This is a genomic window from Kribbella italica, from assembly GCF_014205135.1.
Lineage (GTDB): Bacteria > Actinomycetota > Actinomycetes > Propionibacteriales > Kribbellaceae > Kribbella > Kribbella italica.
Window position 1 is genome coordinate 2782783 of the sequence record NZ_JACHMY010000001.1, and the last position, 24641, is coordinate 2807423.

19 protein-coding genes are annotated in these 24641 nt (G+C 68.0%); 9 read left to right on the top strand and 10 right to left on the bottom strand.

Features of this window, described 5'->3' with window-relative positions:
• Positions 1 to 49 precede the first annotated feature (49 nt).
• The 3 genes from HDA39_RS12850 to HDA39_RS12860 form a co-directional block, all read right to left on the bottom strand.
• Positions 50 to 1051, bottom strand: a complete 1002-nt coding sequence (locus HDA39_RS12850) for a helix-turn-helix transcriptional regulator (RefSeq protein WP_184795447.1) — start codon at positions 1049 to 1051, stop codon at positions 50 to 52.
• Positions 1052 to 1101: 50 nt separating this feature from the next.
• Positions 1102 to 1911, bottom strand: a complete 810-nt coding sequence (locus tag HDA39_RS12855; RefSeq protein WP_184795448.1) for a LamG domain-containing protein — start codon at positions 1909 to 1911, stop codon at positions 1102 to 1104.
• 147 nt (positions 1912 to 2058) lie between these two features.
• Positions 2059 to 4542: a glycoside hydrolase family 20 zincin-like fold domain-containing protein gene (locus HDA39_RS12860; protein WP_184795449.1), complete on the bottom strand. Its 2484-nt coding sequence runs from the start codon at positions 4540 to 4542 to the stop codon at positions 2059 to 2061.
• 149 nt (positions 4543 to 4691) lie between these two features.
• Between HDA39_RS12860 and HDA39_RS12865 the strand changes: the two genes are divergently transcribed.
• A complete protein-coding gene (locus HDA39_RS12865) occupies positions 4692 to 7061 on the top strand; it encodes a sialidase family protein (RefSeq protein WP_184795450.1) in 2370 nt (789 codons plus the stop codon).
• 24 nt (positions 7062 to 7085) lie between these two features.
• On the opposite strand, the gene HDA39_RS12870 is transcribed toward HDA39_RS12865, so the two are convergent.
• Positions 7086 to 8903: a hypothetical protein gene (locus tag HDA39_RS12870; protein ID WP_184795451.1), complete on the bottom strand. Its 1818-nt coding sequence runs from the start codon at positions 8901 to 8903 to the stop codon at positions 7086 to 7088.
• 240 nt (positions 8904 to 9143) lie between these two features.
• On the opposite strand from HDA39_RS12870, the gene HDA39_RS12875 reads away from it, so the two are divergent.
• Genes HDA39_RS12875 through HDA39_RS12890 form a run of 4 tightly spaced genes read left to right on the top strand, consistent with a single transcriptional unit; the run spans position 9144 to position 17299 of the window.
• Positions 9144 to 10373 (top strand): TIGR02679 family protein, encoded by a 1230-nt coding sequence (locus HDA39_RS12875; protein WP_184795452.1) that lies wholly within the window; start codon positions 9144 to 9146, stop codon positions 10371 to 10373.
• 49 nt (positions 10374 to 10422) lie between these two features.
• Complete coding sequence (locus tag HDA39_RS12880; RefSeq protein ID WP_184795453.1) at positions 10423 to 11958, top strand: TIGR02677 family protein; 1536 nt, start codon at positions 10423 to 10425, stop codon at positions 11956 to 11958.
• Complete coding sequence (locus HDA39_RS12885) at positions 11955 to 13193, top strand: TIGR02678 family protein (protein ID WP_184795454.1); 1239 nt, start codon at positions 11955 to 11957, stop codon at positions 13191 to 13193. The genes HDA39_RS12880 and HDA39_RS12885 overlap by 4 nt, the downstream gene beginning before the upstream one ends.
• Entirely contained in the window at positions 13190 to 17299 is a 4110-nt protein-coding gene (locus HDA39_RS12890) for a TIGR02680 family protein (protein ID WP_184795455.1), read from the top strand. The genes HDA39_RS12885 and HDA39_RS12890 overlap by 4 nt, the downstream gene beginning before the upstream one ends.
• A 147-nt stretch (positions 17300 to 17446) precedes the next feature.
• On the opposite strand, the gene HDA39_RS12895 is transcribed toward HDA39_RS12890, so the two are convergent.
• The 6 genes from HDA39_RS12895 to HDA39_RS12920 all read right to left on the bottom strand — a co-directional run bounded on the left by HDA39_RS12895 (position 17447) and on the right by HDA39_RS12920 (position 22090).
• Positions 17447 to 18145 (bottom strand): hypothetical protein, encoded by a 699-nt coding sequence (locus HDA39_RS12895; RefSeq protein ID WP_184795456.1) that lies wholly within the window; start codon positions 18143 to 18145, stop codon positions 17447 to 17449.
• Between the two features lie 85 nt (positions 18146 to 18230).
• Entirely contained in the window at positions 18231 to 19106 is an 876-nt protein-coding gene (locus HDA39_RS12900) for an NAD(P)H-binding protein (protein WP_184795457.1), read from the bottom strand.
• Between the two features lie 77 nt (positions 19107 to 19183).
• Positions 19184 to 19951 (bottom strand): class I SAM-dependent methyltransferase, encoded by a 768-nt coding sequence (locus HDA39_RS12905; RefSeq protein ID WP_184795458.1) that lies wholly within the window; start codon positions 19949 to 19951, stop codon positions 19184 to 19186.
• Between the two features lie 160 nt (positions 19952 to 20111).
• The gene (locus HDA39_RS12910) at positions 20112 to 20753 is read right to left on the bottom strand and encodes a GAF and ANTAR domain-containing protein (RefSeq protein ID WP_184795459.1); all 642 of its coding nucleotides are present in this window, start codon (positions 20751 to 20753) and stop codon (positions 20112 to 20114) included.
• Positions 20754 to 21113: 360 nt separating this feature from the next.
• Positions 21114 to 21461: an ANTAR domain-containing protein gene (locus HDA39_RS12915; RefSeq protein ID WP_184795460.1), complete on the bottom strand. Its 348-nt coding sequence runs from the start codon at positions 21459 to 21461 to the stop codon at positions 21114 to 21116.
• A complete protein-coding gene (locus tag HDA39_RS12920; protein WP_184795461.1) occupies positions 21458 to 22090 on the bottom strand; it encodes a GAF domain-containing protein in 633 nt (210 codons plus the stop codon). The genes HDA39_RS12915 and HDA39_RS12920 overlap by 4 nt, the downstream gene beginning before the upstream one ends.
• A 290-nt stretch (positions 22091 to 22380) precedes the next feature.
• Here HDA39_RS12920 and HDA39_RS12925 point away from each other — a divergent pair, with 290 nt between their 5' ends.
• From HDA39_RS12925 to HDA39_RS12940, 4 genes are all read left to right on the top strand, one after another.
• Complete coding sequence (locus HDA39_RS12925) at positions 22381 to 22779, top strand: STAS domain-containing protein (RefSeq protein WP_184795462.1); 399 nt, start codon at positions 22381 to 22383, stop codon at positions 22777 to 22779.
• 104 nt (positions 22780 to 22883) lie between these two features.
• Positions 22884 to 23321 carry an SRPBCC family protein gene (locus tag HDA39_RS12930; protein ID WP_184795463.1) on the top strand — a complete coding sequence of 146 codons (438 nt, stop codon included), beginning with the start codon at positions 22884 to 22886 and terminating at the stop codon, positions 23319 to 23321.
• A complete protein-coding gene (locus HDA39_RS12935) occupies positions 23318 to 24145 on the top strand; it encodes an SDR family NAD(P)-dependent oxidoreductase (RefSeq protein WP_184795464.1) in 828 nt (275 codons plus the stop codon). The genes HDA39_RS12930 and HDA39_RS12935 overlap by 4 nt, the downstream gene beginning before the upstream one ends.
• Before the next feature lie 37 nt (positions 24146 to 24182).
• Entirely contained in the window at positions 24183 to 24626 is a 444-nt protein-coding gene (locus HDA39_RS12940; protein ID WP_184795465.1) for an SRPBCC family protein, read from the top strand.
• Positions 24627 to 24641 lie beyond the last annotated feature (15 nt).

Consider the following 24641-nt stretch of genomic DNA (forward strand, 5'->3'; position numbering starts at 1 on the left):
CCGCGCGCGACGGTTTAGGCTCCGGCCGAAAGGGGCCGTACGGCGGCACTCAGTGGGCCGGCGTACCGAACTGCTGACGAGCCGACAGCAGGCACAGGCCGCGCTCGGTGATCTCGTGCCGGACCGACGAACCCGTCCGCCGCGTGGTGATCAGACCGGCCGAGCGCAGTACGCCTGCCTGGTGGCTCGCCGATGCGAGTGAGACCTGACAGAGCTCGGCCATCTGGGTGGTTGTGCAACCGGAGAAGGTCGCCGCGAGCGCGGTGGCCCGGGTGGCGCCGAGCAGCACGCCCAGCGCGTCCGATGCCCGGCCGGCGCTGCCGAGGCCCGGGTCGAGGATGCCCGGTGTGTGGTCGATCGGGTAGACGAGGATCGGTGGCAGCAAGGGATCGCGCAACTTGGTCGGCACCTGCCAGCAGAACGCGGACGGCTGCAGGTGAATCCCCCGCCCGTCCAGCTGCAGACTGCGGTCACGCATCCCGAGCACCTGCAACTCCGGTGGCTCCCACCGGACCCGTGGATGCAGGGAGGACAACAGGTCGTCGACCCCGTGAGTGACCAGCGTCCGGCCACGCCGGGCCTGGTCAGCCGCGACCAGCATCCCGATCGAGCTCCAGTACGGCGCGATCGCGGCCTCGTGGTACGCGCGGATCGCGTCGGCCAGCTTTCGCAGGGCCTGTGGTTCGCCGCCGGCCAGCGCCTGGATCCACGTCGACGGCGGCCGCCGCCCACCGATCATGGACAACTGCTGCCGAAGGGACTGTCGCGGTGTGGACAGGACGGTCTGCAGCGCGGCCTCGAAGCCCGCCAGCGGCTCGGCCGGAGTGAGGAAATCGGGTGAGTAGCCGCTGGCCGGCGCGAGCTCGAGCAGCAGCCTCAGCTGATCCGGTGCGACCTTCGCCCGGACGTCACGGCGCCAGTCGCCGAACACCAGCCTGCCGTCGCGCTGCTGAACCATGTGCAGGCTGAGCAACAGTTCCCACATCGGCGCCGGGCCGGCGGCCAAGGTGATGCGCCGCAGGTCCTGGCCGGTGAAGTGGATCCGAAGCACGGCGTTCCTCCCGCGGGGCGGCTGGGATTCGGCGACCGGTCACTGTGAGGTCAGAGGTTGTAGATCCGGACCCAGTCGATGTCGTAGGTCGCCGGCTGCAGGTTGGTGCCGTAGAAGTTGTCCAGCTGGATGGTCAGATGGCCGGACGGCATGCACTGAATGCACTTGCGGACGCTGTTGGCGCCGCCGGAGTAGCTGAACCACTGCTTGCCGTCGATGAACCCTCGAACCAGGTCCGGCGTCCACTCCAGCGCCACGTTGTGCCACTCGGTCAACGCCGAGCCGCAGTTCGTCTCCTTGGCGAAGATCTGCTGGGTGGCGATCCCCGCGTCGTGCGGGTAGTGCATGAAGGACTCGGCGCAGGCCTGACCCGGTACGCCGTTCTCGAGGAAGTCGTACTCGCCGTCCTGGGGCCAGCGGTCCGACGACGGCCAGACGATCAGCAACGGGTGGTACTGACGGCCGTTGTTGCTTCCCTGGGGCGTCGACCGGATGCGTGCCTCCCACCGGCCGTACTGCTTCTCCACCTTGGAGGCGAGCCACGCCGAGTCACCGTTCGCGAGACCGGTCTGGCGGAGGAAGCCGTTGGCAACAGCCGACTTCGAGGCACAGCGCCGGCCGTTGCCGGCGTGACCCGGCCAGCACTCCCCCGCCTGGTTCCACTTCGAGCTGTCCGGCGCACCGGTGTAGTCGAACTCGTCCGATCCGGGCAGCGGAGTACCCCACCCGAAGGTCGCGGCCGCCGTCACGCCGTCGTCCTGAACCACGTCCGGCCCGGCCTCGGCCGCTGTCACCGGCTGGGCGGTGAGAGAGCCGGCCGTCAGCAGCGCGGCAGCGGCCAGTCCGCCCGTCAGTGCCACGATCCTCTTCCGTGTACTACGAAACATCATTCCTCCTGGATGGATAGGCGGCCGCACCGGGCGAAACTCTGACGCTCAGTACAGCCTCGGATACTCGCGGTGCCCGGAGATTGGCAGGAACAGGCCACCAACGAGGTTCTTGTGGACTCAGACCGGGATGGCTCCGGGCCAGTCGTCGACGACGATGCGTCGCCCGACCGAGTCCCAGAAGCGGTGCCCCAGCCGGCCGTCGTTCGCGCGGAAGTACACGTGCTGCTGGTTGCCGACGGCATACCCGGCCGGACCTGAGGTGACCACTCCGGGGGTGGTCCACGTGTCGCGCGCGGGCGGTTGCGGCATTCCCGGCGTACTGAACCAGTGTCTGAGGGAGTCGTCCGGACCGCGGCCGAAGACGTGCTGTTCGGCACCGAACGTGTAGGCGACCGGATCGCCGGTCAGCTCACCACCCCAGTCCTGTTGCAGCAGCCGGTTGTCGGACCGGTCGTGGAAGTAGTGCATCAAATGACCGGCCGGGCTGCGGAAGTAGACGTGCAACTGATCGCCGATGGCGTAGCCGGCCAGGCCGCTCGCCACCGCGGCACCAGCTCCCCACGTCTCCCGCTGAGGCGAAGTGGTCTGCCTCGGCGTGTACCACCAGTGCCGTACGGCGCCATCAGGTCCGGCTCCGACGACGTGGAGCTCGTCGAGGAAGGTGATGACGATCGGCGCGCCGGTGAGCTCGCCACCCCAGCTCTCGGACACCACCGTGCCCGACGACCGATCCCGGAAGCGGTGCTCCAGAGCGCCGGTCGAACCGCGGTAGAAGACGTGCTGCTGATCCGAGTAAGCACAGCCGGCCGGATCGGAAAGCACCGATCCGGCGACAGTGCCCCAGCTGTCCAGGTGCGGAAGCTCGTCGAGCTGCCCCGGCCCACCGGTCCAGTGCGCCAACGAGTCGTCGGTGAGACGCGCGAAGACGTGGTGCTCTTCGCCGTGCCGGTAGCCGACCGGCTGTCCGGTGACGACCGGACCGGGCCAGCGTTCCGCGACCAGACTCTCGCGGTAGCGCCAGTGCAGAACGCCTCCGACCGGCCCCGCAGCAGCCAGGACGTGCTGCTCATCCGGCTTGACGAAGGCCCGGCCAGGGAGCCCGGCGGCGTCGGACAGCCAGAAGCCGCTGCCGGGTGCGTGGCCGACGCGACCGGCCAGAGGCGCGAAGTCGACGTACCGAGGCGCTGGCTTCGGGGAACCCCAGGTGACCTGGGCCAGCGATCGCAGTGAGGGCGCGATGGACCGGCCGATCTCGGCCTCGCCGACCGTCGTCCCCACCCCGATCCAGACATGACCCTTCGCTCCGAGCAGGCCGGGATGGTCGTCCGGTACCGAGCTGCCGTGGAAGGTGCCGACCTTGAACTGGTCGTAGACCACAGCGGGCTCGAAAGCGTTCACGCCGCCGACGTCGTAGTACAGCTGCTTGAGGTGGCAGTTCTGCAGCTGGTACCCGGCGGCCAGCAGGTCTGCCGCGGACCGGCCGGAGTCCAGCCAGTGCTCGATCTGGACGTTCGTGGCGATCGGGACGACGGCGTTCGGATGGATGCCGTCGTTCCAGATCCGCAGGGTGCGACCTTGGGCGCGCACTGTGTCGTTGACCAGGTTGATGAACCCGTACACGGTGTCGCGAGCCGACGCGGAGGGTCCGTAGTGCTGCCGTGCGTACGTCGCGAGCTGCGGGTAGTCCTCGTAGCGAGCGCCGATCATGTACTCGTCGGCGCCGGTGTGCCAGTACGGCGACTCGATGGCCGGCACCAGTTGCGAGAGTTTGGCGTCGGCCCAGTCGTATCCTGCCTGGATCGACAGGTCCAGGCTCTGCGGCCGGTCCGGGATGCCGCGCGCCGGATTGCCTTTGAGGTAGGGCCGGCCCGGAACTCCGTCCAGGTGACCGGGCATGTTGAACTGCGGCACGACGGTCACGTGATAGCGCCGAGCGAACTCGGCCACGGCCGCCATCTCGCCGGCAGGGGCCTTCGGGTAGCCGACGTACAGCCAGAGCAGGTTGAGCTTGAGGAAGGCCAGCTCGCGGATCTGGTCCTGCCACCACCGGCTGCTGAACTGCTTGTTCTCGTTGGCGATCAGCAGACCCCGCTCGGCGTAGCGTGGCCAGTCGCGAATGGTGCCTGCGGCAACTGTCGAGGAGGTTCGGAGGAGCTGCAGCGCGGTCCGGGTGCCGTAGAAGGCTCCCCTGGCGGTCCGGGCCTCGATCCGGATCGTGTCGCCGATCGTCATCCGGTACCCCTCGGGGCCCAGACCGGTATCGGCGGTGGACAAGGAGACGAAGATGTCCCCGGCCGCCGGCGCGGCCAGCTGTACCGGACTCAGCCTGCGGCCGCAGACCTCGACCAGGTCGTCGCTGAAGGTGGCGGCCGTCGTACCCAGGCCGCTCGCGGTGGTGATGTCGACGATCAGCCTGGTCGTCGACGTGAACCGGAAGGTGCCCGCACCCGGTGTCCAGCTCTGGACGGCCGGGATCGTCGGCAAGGCCGCCACGACGGCAGCGGACGACGGCAACCGAGAGCCAGGCAGGTGCCCGATCATCGGGCCGACGGCGACGGCGCCGATCGAGCCCAGCACGGTACGGCGGTTCAGCTCGGTCATCGTGATCACCCCTGGTGGTCGGCTCGTGCCGACATCGAACCGTCATCCGTCGTGGACCGCAGCCCCTTCGAACGCAGACGAAACCCTGGCCCGCCCACGTTCGCCTGGATCACACTCACAGCGAACACCCGAGCCGGAGGTAACCACCGATGAGTACTGCGCGCCCCAGATCGTCACTCTGCCTACTCGTCCTCATCGCCTTGCTGTGCACGCTCCAGCAGTGGACTCCGGCCGCAGCTGAGGTGACCGCGTGGCCCGCCACCTCGGTGCGGACCTTCGAGACCGAAACCGTCGGCCAGGTCGCGACCGGATGCACAACGCCGGCAGGCAAGGCGGCGGCGACCGTCAGTGGAGCGCGAGGGAACACCGGCGTACGGTCGCTGTGGATCAACGACAGGTCGACCAGCCTGCAGACCGTCGTCCAGTGTCCCTTCGCCCCTCAACGCGGCCTGAATCTGCAGCTGGCCGTCCTGCCCGTGAGCCTCGCGAACGGCTTCACCGTCTCGCTACTGAGCCAGTCCCGGTTGGCCTTCCATCTCGGGGTGCTCGCGAACGGTGCCGTCCAGTGGTACGACGGCATCAAGTGGACTCTGCTCGCCCCTGCCGGGACAGTTGCTCTTGGCAACTGGAGCCTGCTTCGCCTGCAGGTACCCACGGACCAGCTGTCGGTCTCCGTCTCGATCGGTGATCAGGTGGTCGGCACCGGCCGGCCGGCCGGCGCGGCCGCGCTCGACCTCAGCGGTTACCAACTCTCCAGCTACGGTACGGCGACCCAAGGCGACGAGGTGTACTTCGACGACCTCTCGGTCGACGAAACGCGGGGGTTCGAGACCGAGCCGGTGGGCAGCGTGCCGACGAGCTGCGCGACACCTTCGGGCAAGTCGGCCGCGACGGTGAGCGAGGCGAGAGCTCACGAAGGCCGGAGATCGCTGCTCGTCGACGACCGGTCGACCACCGCACAGACCGTCGTCGTCTGCCCGGTCGTTCCTCAGCGCGGTGTCGATCTCGAGTTCGCCGTGCATCCCGTGAGCCTGACCAACGGTTTCTCGTTCGCCTTGCTGGGTGCACTCGACGGTGTCGCGGGACAGCCTCGGGTGGTCTACCACGTCGCGGTGTTCGCCGATGGGTCGGTCCGATGGTTCGACTGGCTCGGCTGGACCGCTCTGACTCCACCAGGGACGGTACCGACCGGGAGCTGGAGCACGCTGCGGCTTCGGGTCGCGCCGGATCAGGAACGTGCTCAGGTGATGGTCGACGGAGCTGCTGTCGGCGTACTCGGGCCGGTCGGCGTCCGCGCCGTCGGCTCGATCACCGGCTACCAGTTCGCGAGCTACGGCACTGCGACGACAGGCGACCAGGTCTTCGTCGACGACCTGACACCGGGCGCCGCCGTACAACTTCCACCGGCCGGCGGATCACTCCTGGAGGTCGGACCGGACGTGACCGTCGAGCAGACGACGGGATCAGTACTGCAGATGCCGCACTCCGCGGTCTCGATCACCGGCGCTGCTCCGGAACTTCTGACCACCTACGCCGCCCACGGTGACGCCAGTGGAGCCGTCGGAACCCGCTTGTCGGCCAGCACCGACGTGGGACGGACGTGGCAGCGTCAGGATGCTCGCAATCCGTTCAGCAACGAACAGTCGTTCAACTTCACCCGGCTGCGCAACGGCGACCTGATGGCCGTGCTCTACCACACCTTCATGACGCCGAACTCGCAGAACCGGAAGGCCGACGTGGTGACGGCCGTCTCGCGGGACCAGGGCCGAACCTGGACCCAGCGGACCGGCACCATGACCAGTCCCCAACCGATGCGGCCCATCGATCCGCACTCGAGCCGACCCGGGCGAACCATGGGTGGCTTCGTCCTGGTGCACAACGCTGTCGAGGATCCCGACGGAACGCTCTACCAGTCCGCCTACGGCTATCTGGACGGCGACTCGAAGTACCGGCAGATCCTGTTGGCGTCGACCGACCTAGGAGTCAACTGGAGCCTGCGGGCGACGATCGCCGTCAACCCGGGACTGTCCGCCGATCCGCGGTACGAAGGCTTCGACGAAGCGGCGATCGAACGTGTCGCCGACGGATCTCTGCTCGCGGTGATGCGCACCGGGAGCTTCCAGCCGATGTACGTGTCCCGCTCGACCGACAACGGATTCCACTGGACCACACCGACCCTGCTCCGCGCCGGACCCGCCGCCCTCACAGTCACCGGCATCTACCCGACCCTGCTCTCGATGCCGAGCGGCAAGCTCGTGCTGTCCATCGGCCGCCCGGGCCAGTCGCTCCTGGTCTCCGACGACGGAAACGGCGCCACCTGGACGGACCCGATCACGATCGACTACCGCAACTCCGGCAACGGAACGATCGTGGCCACCGGCCCGAACCAGCTCGTCGCCTTCGGCGACCGCGGCGCCGACTGGGCACCGGTCCGCCCGGCCGTCCCACGCATCTGGTCCCGCATCATCGACCTGAGCAACGCCCCAGGCCCCGGACCGGCAGACACAGTAGTCCCGTAGCCACGCAACGGATTCGCCGAGGCCTTATACCAGGCTTCCGATGACCACCAGATCCGATCCGATACCGACCGCGGAAGCCCGGGCGGAGTTCAGCATGTTCTCGACCAGGTGCAGGCGGAACAGATCCGGGCTGTCAGTCGGCACCGAGTCCGCTCTCAGCCGCTGGTAAGTTGCGTAGCTGAGATGCGGCTGGACGACGACAACCCGATGGTCATCGGTCGCGTTGCGCAGCTCCAGCGCCTCCAGGAAGTCGGATCGGTCGGGCGTCCGGGTGCTGTCGGTCCAGCAGGCGGGCCGCCCGACCGGCGCCCGATGGAGTCTGCTCCGGAGCCGCTCGACGTCGTTGAAGCTCAGGTTCTTCACCGCCTGGCCCACCACGACCTCGTACGCCGAAGCTGCGACGCGCCGTCGGGGAGAGGCGCTGTGGGCGCCTTTGACGTGGATCGCACTCAACGTGCCGCCGGGACTGATGTGGAAGAAGTCCGCGGCCTCGCCGGAGCCGTCGTCACAGGTCAGCCATCCCGCGCCGAAATGCCGCACGACCCAGCCGAACAGGGACTGGTCCTCAGGCCGGCCGATCAGGTCGTGGATCTCCTGCGGCGTTGCGGATCTCCGGCCGTCCTGGGGACGGATCGGCTTCTCACGGTCGAGGGCGAACGTCGTGAAGTCCTCGAAGGCCCAGTTGCCGAACGGAGCCACCGGAACCTGGTCGCGCCAGATCCTGCCGTCGGTGAAGGTATGACCCGAGCGGTAGTAGATCGTCAGCAGCTCGGTGTGCTCGAGCGCGTCCATGATCTGGCAAGCGACCTGCGGGTCGCTGGGATTGTTCGGCCGGTCGGCGTACCCGACGCTGAGTTGGAACCCGTCGTCAGCGGGCTTGGGGACGATCGCGAAGGCGCCGCTGATCGAGCCGCCGAATCCGACGTCCACGACGAGATCGGCCGAGTTGTCCTTGCCGTGTACGCCGATCACCGAGTCCTCGAGGATCTCAGCAGCCGCGATCAGCTCCTCACCGATCCCCGGCAGATCTGGTAGGTCTTCCGGCGGCGGGGTGCGGACTTCGTAGGCCCCGAACACACCGGTCAGGTCGTCAACCGCACGGGCCAGGTGGGGAAGCCCGTGGCCGAAGCTCACGCCGGCGGCCAACTCCTGCTCCAGCAAGCTCAGCAACTCGCCGACTGCGGCAGCGAAACTGACGAAGTCCGTCGACGCCTTCAACCACACCGACGACTTGCGGGGCGTCGTACCGACGGTCCCCTGCAACGCGGTCCGATCCGGATCGTCGTCGAGCAGCGCCCGAGCGGACCCCATCGCGTAGCCCGCGTCCTCGAACGGACTCAACGCGTCCCGCAAGCTCAAGCCGCTGATGGTTTTGGTGTCCGGTTTCGTCGCCCGGCGCCGATGGGTGTTGCGCAACCACAACCCCTTCGACGCCCCTTGCAGCAGGGCCGTCTCAAGTACCTCGGGCGGGACTCGCCGAGCAGCCGGCCGGGGCGCCTTGTCGAGCCATCGCTGCAGACGGTCGACTACGAGCGGATCCGCATGCACCGCGATCAGCCGGCCGATCCGCAGCAGGACCGTGAGGTAGTTCGACGTGTCCGCGAAGCCCGCGTCCGGATACGACCAGCCCGGCGGCCCGTGTACCTCACGAACAAACGCGGCCAGTTGCTCGATCCCGGAGTCCGCCAGCCCCCGAAGCTCCCCGTCGAAGGTCGGATCCACCGCTGTCTCGCGCGCGATCCGCTCGACCCGCCCAGGGCTCGAGCGACCGGGACTCCGCATCCTGGCATAAGCGGTGGAGAAGGTCGCGCCGGGATCGTCACCCGTGCACTCGATCACCACCACGGAAATGTACGGACGCAGCCCACCCCATCGCAACGGCTGCGGTCCCGGATCAGGTTCTCCCACAATCACTGTTCTCCCCCCGGAGCACTCGTGACACCGGCCGCCCGGTGCTGACTCGACGCTACTCCGAGTGACGGCCGACCCGACGAGTTTGTCGGCGCGTCCCTCACCGGCTCCGACGGATCGACGGCGGACCAGACACGGACGAACCGCGCGTTCGCTATCGTCCTGGACACTGTGGACCCCTCTCGCTTCTTCTCCTCGGCGCTGGCGCCGGTGTGGCGAGCTGTACACGAGCGGTTGTCCAGCGGTCACCCGGTCCGCCGGATCAGTCTCGGGCCGCTGGCCGAACCAGAACGTGAGGCCCTGGCTGATCTGCTCGGGCTCGATCGGCTTCCTGCGGCCCGGACCACGGTGAAGCTGGCCGATCTGGAGCAGGCGGTCGGCGGGGACCTACGTCGGGTGGTCACCGCCGCGGTTGGTCCAATCGGCAATCTGTCGGAGGCCCGGCGGACGGCGGACGAGCGAAGAGCACGACTGTGGGACTGGTTCACCACCCACCCGGTGATCGTTGCTCAGCCCGCGCTCCTGCCCTGGGCCCAGTCGGTACGACGGTCCGGTCTGATCGGTGGAACGGTCGAGACAACCCGGTCCCAGCTGGAGAAGAGACTCCTCGTCCTGGGGGCCCTGCCCGCCGCCGGATCTCCGCTGCCGGTGTTCGCGGAAAGCGTCCTCGGCGATCCGCATGCGCTGGACGACGGGACCGCACACTCGACCTCGGTCCTGAAGGCGCTGGCGTCGATGTTCGACCGGCCGGTCCCCGGCGACGCGGCGGCGCGCAGAGAGCTGTGGAGGCTGGCCGGCGTCTCCGACGACGAACTCTCATCAACGGTTCTGATCGCCGGTTTTCACCCAACCGGCGCTGCACCATCGGACGTCGTACTGCGCATCTGCGCCGAGGCGGGTGAGGCGACCGTGCTGACCTTGCGGCAACTGCGGCGAAGCCCGCTCCGTTCCGGATCGCCGCCTGCGGTCTGGGTGTTCGAGAATCCGAGTATCGCCGCCCTCGCACTGCGCCGCTTCGGTCCTTCGTGTCCTCCGCTGGTTTGTCTCTCGGGGTGGCCGAGCGGCGCGGGAATCCTGCTGCTTCAGCAGCTTCGTGAGGCCCGGACCAAGATCTACTACCACGGCGACTTCGACGGTGAGGGCCTTCGGATCACCGCCTCGATGATCGCTCGCGTCGGAGCAGTTCCGTGGCACCTGCGAAGTGTCGACTACCTGGCCGCTGTCGGCCCGCAAGGTCCGCCCGTCGGTCGAGTCTCGCCCGCTCCCTGGGACGAGTCCCTCGCCGGGAGCCTGCTCCGGCACGGGATAGCCGTACCAGAGGAACGAGTTGCCACCGCGCTCCTCGACGCGATGGCAGCGGAGTACGCCGGGCCGTCATCTTCACCGACGGGTCTGGCCTGACATCGTGCGTCTCCTTTAGCGTGTTCGGACTCGCGAGAACGGAGGCCCGGTGGCACCGCTCCGGATTCCTGCAGACCTGTTCCAGTTCAGCACCGTCGATCGGTCCGAGCTGTACGTCGCGATCCTGCACGCCTTCGCCGAGGCCAACGATCGGCTCGACACCGCCCTCGGCCTCGACGACCTGACCGCTTGGCTGCGTTCGATCGGCTGGGGGCAGCCGTTGTCCGACGAGTTGCTGGTCGCCGCGCTGAAGCAGTTGGGCGACTGGAAACTCGTCGACCCGATCCAGGATCACACGGAGAACTACCGGACCGCTGCGGACTACGAGCGCAACAACGTGCGGTACTCCTTGAGCCGGCGCGGTGAGGCGGCCTTCGCCGGCGTGACCCATGCGATGAGCGTCCTGGCGTCCACCGGGGCCCTGCAGACGGCGGTGCTGGACGCGATCGGAGATCGGCTGCGCGACCTGGTGGCCGAACTGGACGGCGGAACCGACCGACGGATCTTCACCACGCTGATGGAGCTCGAAGGGCACCTGGAGGCGCTCCGGACCAACACCAAGCAGTTCAACGGCGAGCTCCAGCGCCTCCTGCGGGTGGAAGGCGTCGACTTGGCCACTTTCCACGACGTCAAGCTCGCGACGGTGGCGTACCTGGAGGAGTTTCTCACCAACCTCGAGCAGCGCGTCCACGTGATCCGCCAACGGATCGAAGACGTCCTCGACCGCGGTGTCGCGCGCCTGCAGCGCCGAGCGCTGACCGGTGCCGAACTCCCGTCACTGTCCGGAACCGATCCCGGGCCGGCCTGGCTCGATCGCCGGCAAGCGCGCTGGGAGGGATTGCTGGCCTGGTTCGTCGGCTCCGAACTGGCGCCGCCCCGCGTGGAGCAGCTGCACACCGTCGGCCGCAAGGCGATCGTCACCTTGCTGCAGGTGCTGGACAGGATCACCGAGACGAGACGTCGCGCCAGCAGCGCCGTGGCCGACTTCCGTGAACTGGCCCGCTGGTTCAGCGTCGTACCGGCTCAGGACGACCTGCACCGCCTCTGGGCCACGGCCTTCGGCCTGACTTCCGCGCGGCACGCCCATCTGGCGGCGGCCGACCCGGAGCTGATTCCGGCGTCGGCCTCCTGGCACGAGGCCGCGCCGGTTGAGGTGTCACCACTACTGCGCTCCAGCGGAAGGGTCGAACGATTCAGCCGAACCGCCCGTGTCCGGGACGTGGCGCAGGTCAGGGCTGCCCGGGCCGAGCGAATCGCCGCCGAGCGGGCCGAGCTGGACGCGGCCCTGGCCCTTCTCGACACCGGCGGCCCGATCCGTTTGTCGCACTTCGACCGGCTCGACTACTTCCTCTTCAATCATCTCCGCGACCTGTTGGGAGCGGCCCTCGCCACTACCCCGAATCGTTCCGGCCACCGCGCGGCGACCACGTCCGACGGCCGGATCGAGATCCTGCTGTGGGAACCGGCAGACCGGACCATCACCACCTTGCGGACACCACGCGGCGACTTCCGTGGCCTGGACTACATCGTGAACATCCGGCCGGTCGAGTCTGCCCCCGGCCGGAGGACAGGAGACTCAGGATGAGTCAGTTGGCCAACCAGCTCGCGATCGCCGAGCGGGAAGAAGTCTCCCGCGGCATCCGAGGGCTGCTCGGTGCCCCACTGGTCACGCAGCGCGGTGTTCCCGAGATCTTCGACCTGGTCCGCCGCCGGCAGGAACCGATCCGCCGCTGGTTCGACTACTACTGTGGGTGGGCCGTCCGGGTCGAGCCGCGTCTGGGGTATGCCCGGTTGGTGAAGGTCCGGCCTTCGACCGACGCCAGTCGGCCGGCTCGACGCCTGCGGACCGGCCGGGCGCCGTTCGACCGCCGCCGCTACGTCCTGCTGTGCGTGGTCAGCGCCGAACTGCTCACCGTCCCCGTCATCACCATCGGTCAGGTCGCCGAGCGGACCCGCCAGGCCACGGCCACGGATGACGTCATACCCACTCTGGACACGGCGAGCCGGAGCGAACGACGGGCGCTGGTCGACGCCCTGCGTTTGCTGGAGAACCTCGGCGGTCTGGAGATCGTCGACGGTTCCACCGAGAACTACGTCGAAACAGAGGACGCCAAGGTGCTCTACCGGGTCAACACCACGTTGCTCATCCGCCTGCTCGCCCTACCCATCGGTCCCTCGACTCTCGCGCTACCGATCGGAGAGGTCGCCGAGCGCTTCGAAGAACTTCTGGTCCTGATCACCCGTGAGCACCGCTACGGGCCGGCCAACGCTCCGGACACCGACGAGGTGGAGATCTCTCCGACCCAGCACAATCTGTGGCTGCGGCACAGCGTCTTCCGGCGGCTGATCGACGATCCGGTCCTCTACTTCTCGGACCTGTCGCCGGACGAACTGGCCTACCTCACGTCACCGACCGGTCGCCAGTTGCTGCGCCGGGCGGCCGAACAAGGAGGGTTCGTCCTGGAGGAACGCGCCGAAGGTGTCCTGCTCGTCGATCCGGACAGCCTGTCCACGGACGTCCGGTTCCCTGACGACGCCAGAACGGCCAACGTCGCCGCGCTGCTTCTGCTCGACCGGTTGACGGAGCCGATGACCATCGAGCAAGTGCGCCTGGCCACTGGCCGGTTGCTGTCCCGGGAACCGAACTGGGCCAAGGCATTCCAGGACGACGGATCAGCACGACTAGCCGGCGAAGCTGTCGCGGTACTGCGTGACTTCGGTCTGGTCCGCGAGGCCGGCGGCGTCATCACGCCGCTCCCCGCAAGCAGCCGGTACGGCGTACAGCCGCCCGAGGTAACCCGGCAGGAGGATGCCCCATGACGATCGCGACCTTGCAGCCCGGTCTCCCGGCGCCGGTACGGCGGCCGGATCGCTGGGTGCCGAGCCGGGCGGGGATCCTCAACGTCTGGCGCTACTACGACGAGGTCTTCACCTTCCACGACGGCCGCCTGCTGCTCCGCGGCCCGAACGGAAGCGGCAAGTCCAAGGCCCTCGAGTTGCTGCTTCCGTACCTGTTCGACGCGAACCTTCGGGCCGGCCGGTTGTCGACCTTCGGCACCGGCGAGCGCACCATGCACTGGAACCTGATGGGTGAAGGCGCCTCAGGCACCACCCGGGTGGGCTATGTCTGGTTGGAGTTCACCAAGCAAGGCGAGACAACGACCCGGTTCACCTGCGGCGCCAGGCTACAGGCGAGCACACACACGACCACCGTCAGCGCCGACTACTTCACCACCGATCTCAGCATCGAGCCCGGCGAAATGACGCTGCTCAACGACTCGGGCGCACCATTGACCCGCGCCGCCCTGGACGAACGACTCGGCGAGCGAGGCACCGTCCATCCCAACGCCACGGCGTATCGGACAGCCCTTCGCTCGGTGCTGTTCCCGGGCCTCAACGAGCAACGGTACGACGCGCTGATCACCGCACTGCTTCAGCTCCGGACACCGAAACTCTCCCAGCGCCTCGACCCGGCGCTGCTGTCCACGCTGCTCTCGCGCGCCCTGCCACCGCTCGATCCGCAGGAGATCACCGACCTGGCCGAAGGATTCGAGCGCCTCGACGCCCAGCGAGAGCGTCTCCGGACGCTCGAGGCCGAGGTCGACGCGACCCGCGGCCTGGCCAGACGGCAGCGGACTTATGCCCAGCGCGTACTCCGCGCGGGCGCGGGCCAACTCACCACTGCCGCTTCAGAGCTGGACACCTTGAGTCGCCGCGCCCGCGACTCCGAGCAGGAGTACCAGTTGGCGCTCACCCGGGACGAAGAGCTGAATCATCAGATCGACCGGCTGACCGGGGAGGTCCGGCGCGCCGAAGCCGCACGCGAAGCTCTGACCGAAAAGGACGCCTACAAGAGCGGTCTCGAACTGGATCGGCTGCGCAGAAGAACCGAGTCCGCGCTGTACGACGCCCGACGCCTGGAGGGCGTGGCCGCCAGGGACGAGGAGCGGGCGCAGGGTGATGCGCAGGCACTCGAGGAAGCGCAGGAGGACGAGCAGCGAGCAGCCGCCGCGACGGGCCGGGCTGTGGACGAACTACGGCAGTCCGCCGTGAGGGTCGGATTGGTCGCGGTCACCGACGACGCCTTGTCCAGGCCGGCGGCGGAGCGCCGGGAGGCGAGGGCCCTGCTCAGGGCATCCGGTCGCAGCCGTGAGGAGCAGATCGAGCAGATCGTCGCCTGCCTGCAGGTCCACGAACGCGCGATCGAACGTCGCGAAGACGCCGAAGGCGAACTGGACGTGGCGCGTGCCGCCCTTGAGGAGACCCAGCGGGCTTCGGCCGCGGCCTCGGCCCAGTACGAGTTGGTGTTCGCCGACCTGTCGTCGGAGTTGCTCGACTGGGCCGGCAGCTGCCGCGAGCTGATCTTTCCCGACCTCACCGCGCTGCCGGAGTACGCCGATTCGGAGACAGAACTGCTCGCTCTCCTGACCGAGCTGGCGACAGCGGTGACCTCGGAACTGGCCGCGCAGAGGACGACGGCACAAGCTGGGCTCGACGAACTGACGGCGACGCAGTCCGAGCTGGAATCGGAACTGCGCCACGTCATCGACCACCGCGACCTTCCACCGGTCGCTTCTCCGTACCGGACCACGGATCGTGGATCACTCGCCGGAGCACCGCTGTGGCAGCTGATCGACTTCGCCGACTCCGTACCGCCGGACGTTCGTGCTCCGCTCGAGGCCGCACTCGAGGCGTCCGGCCTGCTGGACGCCTGGGTGACGCCGGCCGGCGAGGCTTGGATTCACAACGGCGACCACGGTCGTTGGATCGGACCGGACCGGCACGATACCTTCGCGAGCGCCGACGGTCTGCCACCGGTCCGCCATCGGTCACTCGCGGACCTGCTGATCCCCGAGCCGGGGTCCGTGGTCAGCGCCGACGTCGTACGGCGTCTGCTCGCCGTGGTCGCCGTCGACTCGTACGGAGCGGCGATCGAGGACGGTCGCCGGGACCCGATCCTCGTCGGGCTGGACGGCTCATGGCGGATGGGTGTCCTGAGCGGAAGCTGGGCCAAGGATGAGGCCGCGCACATCGGTACCGCCGCGCGGCAACGCGCCAGGGATCGCCACGCGGCCGAACTCCGCGCGCGGCTCACCGCTGTTGCCACAGGCATCGAGACTCGGCGAGCCACAGTGGAAGCACTCGCCCGGCGTCGGGAGGTGCTCGACGCGGACCTGGCGGCAAGGCCGTCGTACGAGACAGTCGGTGAAGCCGGCGACACGTTGAGGAGACGGCAGGCCGACGTCGCTGCGGCTGAGAGCGTCGTACGGGATCGGCTGTCAGCGGTCACACTGTCCGAGAGCCGGGTGTCCACGGCGCTGCGTGATCTGTCCCTCCAAGCCGCCGAAGCGGGACTGCCGACCGAACGATCAGCCCTGACCGGATTGACCAGCGGGCTCCGCTCGTTCGCCGAACTCACCGAAGCGTGGATGGACGAGCAGCGCCACCTGGAGGCGGCCAGAAGCTCGGCCGGCGAGGGGCGCCGGCGAGCCGATCGCTCCGCGCAGGACGCGCGGGAACGCGTCGAGGAGGCAACCGAGGCAGCGGCGGCCCACGAGAGTCTCCAGACCCAGCTGACCACGATCGAGGAAACGGTCGGGCTGGACTATCGCGCCGTCCTCGACGAGATCAAACAGCTCCGCGGACGACTCGAACAGCTCGCGGCGGACCAGGCCTCCGCCCGTGAGGAGAAGACGGCGCTCGCCCGTCGGATCGGTGAACTGAGCAGTCGCCACGCGGCGGAGGCCGCCGCACGGGACAAGGCATCGACCAGCCGGGACCTGATCGCGCACCGCTTCCGATGGCTGTCCTCCGGGACGTTCCCGCTGGACAGCGAACTGCCCGACCTGGCCGGTTTTCATGGACTCGTGGCCGGTTCCGAGGGGGTCCGGGCGACGCTGGACGCGGCTCGGCTGGTGACCGGCGTATGGCCCGATCTCCCGCACGCTCCCAACCACCTGGCCGACGCCGTGCGACGACTGTCGGAGAGCGTGCACGAGTGCCGCGAGACCTTAAGGACGCGCGCTGATCTGGACCTCGAGGCCGATCAGGACGTCCAGGTCTTCACCGCGGTGATCGACGGGCTCAGGGTCGGCGCGGCCGAACTCCTGCGCCGCCTGAAATCCGACGCCGACACCAGCCGGGCCGAGATCACCGACCGCGAACGCGAACTCTTCGACCGGACGCTCACCGGCGCCACCCGGCGCCATCTCGCGGCCCGGATCCGGCAGGCCAACCAACTCGTGGACCAGATGAACTTGCGGCTCGACCAGGTCCGGACCGCTTCGAAAGTGGCCGTCCAACTGGCCTGGCAACCGATCCCCGACCTCAACGCCGGAACGAGGACAGCCCGCGACCTCCTCCTGAAGGATCCGGTCACGCTGTCCGGCGAAGACCGGGACTCGCTGCACCGGTTCCTGCGGGATCGGGTCGAGCAGGCCAGAGCCGATGACACCGCGGCCACGTGGGCCGAACAACTCGCGCACGTCTTCGACTACACCGCCTGGCACCACTTCGTGGTGAAGGTCGACCGTGGCAAGGGAGACGGCTATCAGACGCTCACCAGGAAGCTGCACGGCGCGCTCTCCGGGGGCGAGAAGGCCATCGCTCTTCATCTGCCGCTGTTCGCGGTCGTCGCCGCCCACTACCAGACCGTCCCCGACGCTCCCCGGGTCATCCTCCTCGACGAGGTCTTCGTCGGTGTCGACAGCACGAACCGTGGCCAGGTCTTCGCACTGCTGACCGCGCTCGACCTCGACCTTGTCCTCACCTCCGACCACGAGTGGTGCACGTACGCCGAACTTCCCGGGATCGGCATCCATCAACTCGTCACCGCCACCGACGGCTACGGCGACGGCGACGATGCCGTCACAACCGCCCGCTTCACCTGGAACGGCCACGAACTCACCGGCGACATTCCCCGCTGACAGACCCAGGCCAACGGTGCCGGTGAATCGACGACGGTCCGGGTCCTGATCGGGTCGAACTGCTGATCCTGGTGCGCGAGAGGTAGCCATGCGTCGGATCTCGTCCTGGGCAGTGATCACCTCCACATGATGGAACCAACCTAGGGTTCACGGACCGAGCAGGCCGATGGCGAAGGAGACGACCAGCACCGACAGCATCAAGGCCGAGACCGATTCGACGGCCATCAACAGCTTGGCGCGGACGGACAGTGGCATGGTGTCGGTCGGGCTGAACGCCGACGAGTTGGTCACCGAGACGTACAGATAGTCGATGAAACCCGGCGCCCACCCGGACTTGGCCGACGACCTCTTCGCCACCTCGCTGATCGCGTCGTGGTCCTCGTCCTGCGGGAACCGGAAGTCGGCATCGGGCAGACCAGGTCGAGCCACCCGAAACCGCGTGACCGGTCCACCCCGGTCAAGCTCCCAGTACGCCAGCGCGAAAACCAGGACGTTGGTGAGCCAGACCTGTGCGGCCGCCGCCAGCAACTGGCCGCCCGCTGTCGCCTCTCCCGTGACCAACGAACGGATGAGCAGCACGAGCGCGGTCGTGTTCGACAACGCGATCAACAGCACCAAACCGATCGAGAGCCGCCGCAACAACCGGTTCTCCCGCGTCATCCGGCGCGGATTGGCCAGCACGAGTGGGACGAACAGCAATGACTCCAGCGCTGGAATCACGAAGCGAGGCCCGATCTGCAAATGGCTGGGCAGTACGGCGTACAGCGCGATCGCCGCCACGACCCCCACCGCCGCCGGCAGCCGCGGCTCGCCCGGATGCGCCTGCCCCGCCCGTTCTTCCTGCATGAAGGCACCCTCGCACATTCCCAGTTTCGCCAACGTTCCTAGGCGACAACCGTGATCGAGTCATTCTCACCGCCGATCGGGCGAGTCAGGTCGCGGCGCGGACGGCGTCGACGAAGGTGGTGCGCGCCAGTGGGACAAGATCGGTGATCGCCTCGTCGTGGGCCACCGTTTCGTTGACCATCGAGTCGAGCAGATGCTGGACGACCAGGCGATCGACACCACACATCAGCGAGATCCCGGCAGCCGACAACTCGTTCGGAACCAGCGGCACGGCGACGATGGCAAGAAACCGATCGTGCACAAGCCGTGCGGTCCGCCGCAGCATCTCCGCGTAGGTCAACACATCGGGGCCGCCGATGTCGAAGGTCCGGCCGAACGTTTCCTCCCGGCCGAGAACGCCGGCCAGATAGGCGAGCGTGTCCTTCAGTGCGATCGGCTGTGCCCTGGTCTCGATCCACGCCGGGGCTCCCAGGACCGGCAGTGCGGCGAAGGTGTTGATCAATTCCCACGACAGGCCGCCGCGGCCGATGATCACCGACGCCCGCAGTACGGTCACCGGTACGCCGGCCGCACCCAGCAGTCCCTCGACCTGGCGCCGCGACGCCAGGTGCCGCGACAACTCGTCGTCGTCGCGCCCCAAGCCCCCGAGGTACACGATCTGCCGGACGCCGGCCTGCCGAGCCGCCGCACCGAGATTCCTCGCAGCTGTCGCATCGACGGCGGCGAAATCATCGACGGCCAGAGAGTGCACCAGGTAGTAGACGACCGACACTCCGCGCAGCGCCTTGGCCAGCGTCTCAGGGTCCAGCATGTCGGCATACACCGGACGCCCGGCGCCCCCGTACCGGTCCGGACGCCTGGTCAGCGCCACGACGTCGTACCCGCTGCTCAGCACCTCGCACAACTTCTCACCGACGAACCCGGAAGCCCCGGCGACCGCGACCTGCTCGATGTCTCGCACCCACCCCCGGTGCCCACCGTTGAATCAGGCAACGGATGGGAAGGATCAGTAGTTGACGACGGCAGCAGCCAGCTCGCTCAGGAATCCTCACGTCGGTCTCGCTCGACCAACAGGATCTGAGAGCTGAGCTGACCAGTGGACAAGAGGTGATCGAGGCGTTCCTGCTGTTCTGCTTCCTGCCGGAACGCCTTCTCGTGCTGGTGCTGCTGCCGGATGAGCGCATCGACACGATCGGACAGTCGCGTCCAGGAGACCGGGGCGTTGCCGGGGTCGTCGATCTGGTCCTCGATGACGAAACCGGTCTCCTTCAGTACGGCGACCAGTTCAGCCTGCGTCGGAAACGAGTTGCCTTCCGGAACGTCGTCGAGATCGTCGGTCTGCGCGACGAGGACGAGAAGGCCGAGTCGCCCGGACGGCACCAGCACGCGGTGCAGCTCACCGAGCAGCGCGGACTTGCTCGCGGCGGCGCACAGAACACCGAGGCACCATGCGGTATCGACGGAGGCCGCGCGCATCGGAATCGCCTGACCGTTCGCACGGATCGCCGGCAGCCCGAACAGCCGGGCCGCCGACCGGCAAGCACCTTCCATCGGATCGACGAGAATCGGGCGAACGCCGTACCGTCTGGCCGCCCAGATCGCAGGCCCACCGATACCGCCTCCGAGGTCGAGCAGTGTCTCGCCATCGGTGAGTTCCATGGCTTCGGCCAGCCAAGCGAGCGCGGACGGACTCGCGCTGCCGCGACAAGCAGCCGGCACGGCATGGTCGCGGCCGAGTTGCTCGACCGCCACCCGCGTCCAATCTGCGGCCACGTCGAACTCGGCGTCCATCTTCTCGCTGCTCATCTCAGCGTGGCTCCAGCTCTGACAGTTGGGGGCGGTCCCGGAGCTACTGGGCCGAACATCCGGGACCTCGAATTCCTTCACCGCGTACGCAGTCAGGTACTCGTGCAACTCCTGTGCCCACACCGAATCGTCCAGCACGCAAATTCAGCACCCAACGGGGTCAGTCGGGAAGATTCCCGGTAGCGATGACATGCTGCGCGACCCCCTGAAGGCGCTGGTTGCGATCTTGGGAGTAACGCTGCAGCACCGTGAAGGCCTGAATCGGATCCATCGTGTACCGCTCCATCAAGCGCCCTACCGCCTGGCCGACGTCTTTGCGGGCATCGATGGCATGGGTCAGGGATGCCTCGAGCCGGGCTGACGCGACCGCGATCGAGGCGTGCAGGGCGAGCAACGCGGCGGCATCCCGATCGGCTTCGCCGCTGCTGTGGGGCCGCGTCGAGACCAGGTTCAGCACTCCACTGACCGAGTGTGTGGTGGACAACCGGATGGCGAGAGCGCTACGGATCCCGTTCGCGGCCGCGGTGGGTGCCCATTTCGGCCACCGATCGTCGGTCACGGTGTCCTCGACCAGGACGTCGTCGACCTCTGTGATGGCCAGCAGGCTCGGGCCTTCACCGAGATCGATCTGCAGTTGATCGGCGATGGTGACCAGCGGATCGGTGGCGGCGATCGTCTCAGGGCGCCGTCGATGCATCAGCATGACTGAAGCGGAATCGTAATGGAGCGCTTCGACAGCAAATTCCAGCACTGCCTCGACCGTCGCCAGTACGCCGACCTGTTCATGCAGCTTCATCGCCATCTCACCGAAGCTGCCGGCTCGATCCGTCACTTGTCCTCTCCCGCCCGGGCATGCCTGTAGAGACCTCGGCGCGGGGGCTGGGCGCTCACCTACAACCGAGCGTAGATCAGACGGCTCGAGATCGCACAAGACCGGCCTCAAGGTTTCGGACTACACGGCTGTGGGCACCGCCCGAGCAAGGTTCCGGTGTTCATCACCGGCCCCAGAGGGGTGCGGCGTACGTGCTCAACGAACCCGCGCCCCTCGGCCCCCACCCCGCGGGGCGAGATGTCGGCGCGGACTCGCTGGCAGCCAGTAAGGACCGGGCCCTGACGGCCCGGTCCTTCGCGCGCCGAGCATCCACTGCGCGGCCGATAGTGATCAGGCGCCGCTGGAGGTGAGTTCCGAAGCGGCGATGGTGCCGTCGATGACGCTGCTCGCGACGGCGCTGAGCTGTTCATGGTTGCGTCGAGCATAGGCCCGCATCAGCGCGAACGCGTCGTCGACGCCAACCCCGGCCCGCTCGGACAACACGCCTTTCGCCTGCTCGAGCAGGATGCGGCTGTTGAGCGCGGACTGGAGCTGTTCGGCCAGCACTTCGCCTCGGCGCACGGTGCGTTCCTGAAGCATGCCGACGGTCGCGATATCGCAGAGCGCCTGCGCCAACGAGATGTCGGCGTCGCTGAGGGTGACGCGGTCGACGCAGAACAGGTTGAGCGCCCCGATCACCCGACCGCGCAGGCGCAGCGGTATGGCGTGGGTGGACCGGTACCCCGCGGCTGCCGTCGCGGCGCGGAATCAGGGCTGTCGGCGGCTTCGGCGAGCTGCGGATGCAGCCCGTCCGGCGACGCGTCGTACTGCAGGTCCAGCAGTATGGTCGTCGCAGCGGCCGCGTAGTCGAGTGCTTCGCCCAGCTGCAGGCTGTCCAGCGGACCTGGAACGTCGCGATAGAGGTCGAGTACGCCGAGCCGGATGGCGCCGACCTGAAGCGGGAACGCGAAGACTGCTGCGATCCCCGATTCGGAGGCAGCGGGAGCGAAGGCCGGCCAGCGCGCTGCGGCCCGGGCCAGGTCGTGCTCGAGGACTGGGCGCCGGTCACGAGAGGCGTTCAGGCACGGGCCTTCGCCAAGGGTCTGCTGCAGGTTCTCCATCACTTCGGCCGGCCCTGCGGTGGCGGCGAGGGTGCCACCGTGGCCTGTCGGTGTCATCAGCGCAACGCCTGCTCCGCTGACCGGTACCGACTTTGTTGCCGAAGCACACAATCTCGTCCAGGCCGTAGAGCCGTTGAGGCCAGGCGGGTCGGGCTGGGCGACGGAGAGCACCTCGAGCAGGATCTGCCGCACGCGCAGTGATGCCATTGCCTCACATCCCCAGACGGGCACTCGATGGAGCGCCGCCGGGGGCTCGGGCAGCGACAGTGATGATGACGTAGTACCCCTCGGGGTCGTCGCAAAACTGCGCCGAAACTTGTGCGGGCCGCGAGATCTTCCGAGGGAACGCTTGTATTGTCGTTGGCGGGTTCGCCGGTCCGATGGCCGGCGACGCTGCCCCAGACCTAGGCGGCACACCTCCGTGTGTTGTCGAAGGACCTGGGGTGCAGATGTCCACGAGACCGATTTCGATTCAGGGTGCGGCTGCGGCTTCCCCCATGGCCGTGCAGAAGCAGGTCACGGGCGACACTCGGCAGCAGACGCCTCAGATCACCGTCCAGGTCGCCGACGGCATGATCGTCGTCGCCGCGACCGGCCGGATCGGCCGGTTCGTCGCCGCGGAGCTGCGCGACGACCTGCTCCAGATCTGGCCGGCCTGCGCAGGAATCCTGGCCGTGGACCTTTCGGCCTGCACCTACCTCAGCGTCGATGCCGTGCGCACCTTGCAGGAGATCTGGCGCCGCCCCACCCGCGCGGGCGGCGAACTCCGCGTCCTGGCCAACCATCCCGACGTCGTCACAGCTCTCGACGACGCCAACATTCCTCGGATCCGCGCCAGCGGCAGTTCTGCTCGCCGCGGCTCGCCGTTCGCCACCAGCACCGCTGCGCCGAGCTGAGCTCGTTGGATGCTCTTCGCTCAGCATCACGTGCACCTGCGTACTGCGATCGATCGGGACGTCTGCGGTCCGGTCGGCTCATGCGCGGTGGGTACTGGTCAGGGATGAGTGAGAACGAGTGCATGATCGAGGCGTCCCTCGACGACGTGTTCGCCGTCCTGACCGATGGCTGGTCGTACGCCGGATGGGTGGTCGGGGCGTCCCGGGTGCGGGACGTCGATGCCGAGTGGCCGCAGCCCGGTTTCAGCATTCATCACTCGGTCGGCACCTGGCCGCTGCTCCTCGACGACACCACGACGGTCGAGGAGTACGTCCCGCTGATGTTCCTCCGCCTGCGCGTCCGCGCCTGGCCGACCGGCGAGGGCCGGGTCGAGTTCGAGGCGACCGAGAAGGACGGCGGCTGCCACCTGGTGATGCGCGAACGCGCCGTGAAGGGACCGGCCGCCCTGGTTCCTCAGGTGGTGATCGATCCGGCGCTGAGCCTGCGAAACACCGAGACGCTCCGTCGGTTGCGGCTCATGGTCGAAGGGCGCCGGACATGATCGTCGCGATCACCGGTGCATCGAGCGGTATCGGCCGAGCCGCAGCCCTCGCGCTCGCCGAGCGCGGCGATACCGTCGTACTGGCAGGGCGTTCCCGCACCAGCCTCGACCGGGTCGCCGCCGAGTGCCGCGAACTCGGCGGCGATGCCGTCGTCGCGCCGACCGACGTGTCGGACAGCAAGCAGGTCGAGGTACTCGTCGACCTCACCGTCGCGCGCTGCGGTCACATCGACGTACTACTGCACTGCGCGGCCGTGATGGCGTACGGCGAATTCACGCAGGTCCCACCCGAGGTCTTCGAACGCGTCCTGCGCGTCGACATCGACGGCACCGTCAACGTCGCCCGTACGGCGCTCCAGCGCTTCACCGAGCAAGGCGCGGGACACCTGATCCTGGTCGGGTCGGTCATCGGCAAGATGGCGCCGCCGTTCATGAGTTCGTACGTGATGAGCAAGTGGGCGGTCCACGGCCTGGCCCGCGCTCTGCAGGCCGAGGTTCGGTCAATCCCTGGCGTCGACGTCAGCCTGGTGTCCCCCGGCAGCATCGACACCCCCGTCTACCAACGCGCCGGCAACTACATCGGCCGGGTCGGCCAACCACCGCCGCCGGTCAGCGACGTCGACAAGGTCACCAAGGCGATCCTCTCGCTGACCACGCGCCCCCGCCGAGACCTCTCGGTCGGACCGGCCAACCCCCTGATGGTCTTCGGCTTCCGCTACGTGCCCGCCGTGTACGACGTCCTCGTCGTACCGCTCATGAGACGCCTCGGCCTGTCCCGTACTCCCACCGGACCAACCCCAGGCAACATCTTCGAGCCGAGCTGACGTTCCCGCCGATTGTCTACGAAAGAGGTCGATTCTCGTGCCCACCGTTTCACGAACCTTCACCGTCGACGCCTCCCCTGAGGTGGTCGTCCCGTACCTGGCGGACTTCAGCAACGCCGAGCAGTGGGATCCCGGGACCGAGCGCTGCACGCGCAGTGACGCCGGACCGGTCAAGGTCGGCTCCTCGTGGCACAACACCTCGAAGATCGCCGGCGTCAGCACGGAACTGACCTACACCCTGGAAGAGATGTCCGGCACACGCGTCGTCCTGGTGGGCCGCAACGACACCGCCACCTCCACGGAGACCATCGAAATCACCCCCAGCGGCGCCGGATCGAGCATCACCTACACCAACGAGATCGACTTCCAGGGCATCGCCAAGGTCGCGAACCCGCTGGCCAAGGTCGTCTTCGAGAAGGTCGGCAACGACGTCGAGAAGCAACTGACCGACGTACTCAACGGACTGGCCCGAGAGGCCTGATCGGGTTGCGCCCTC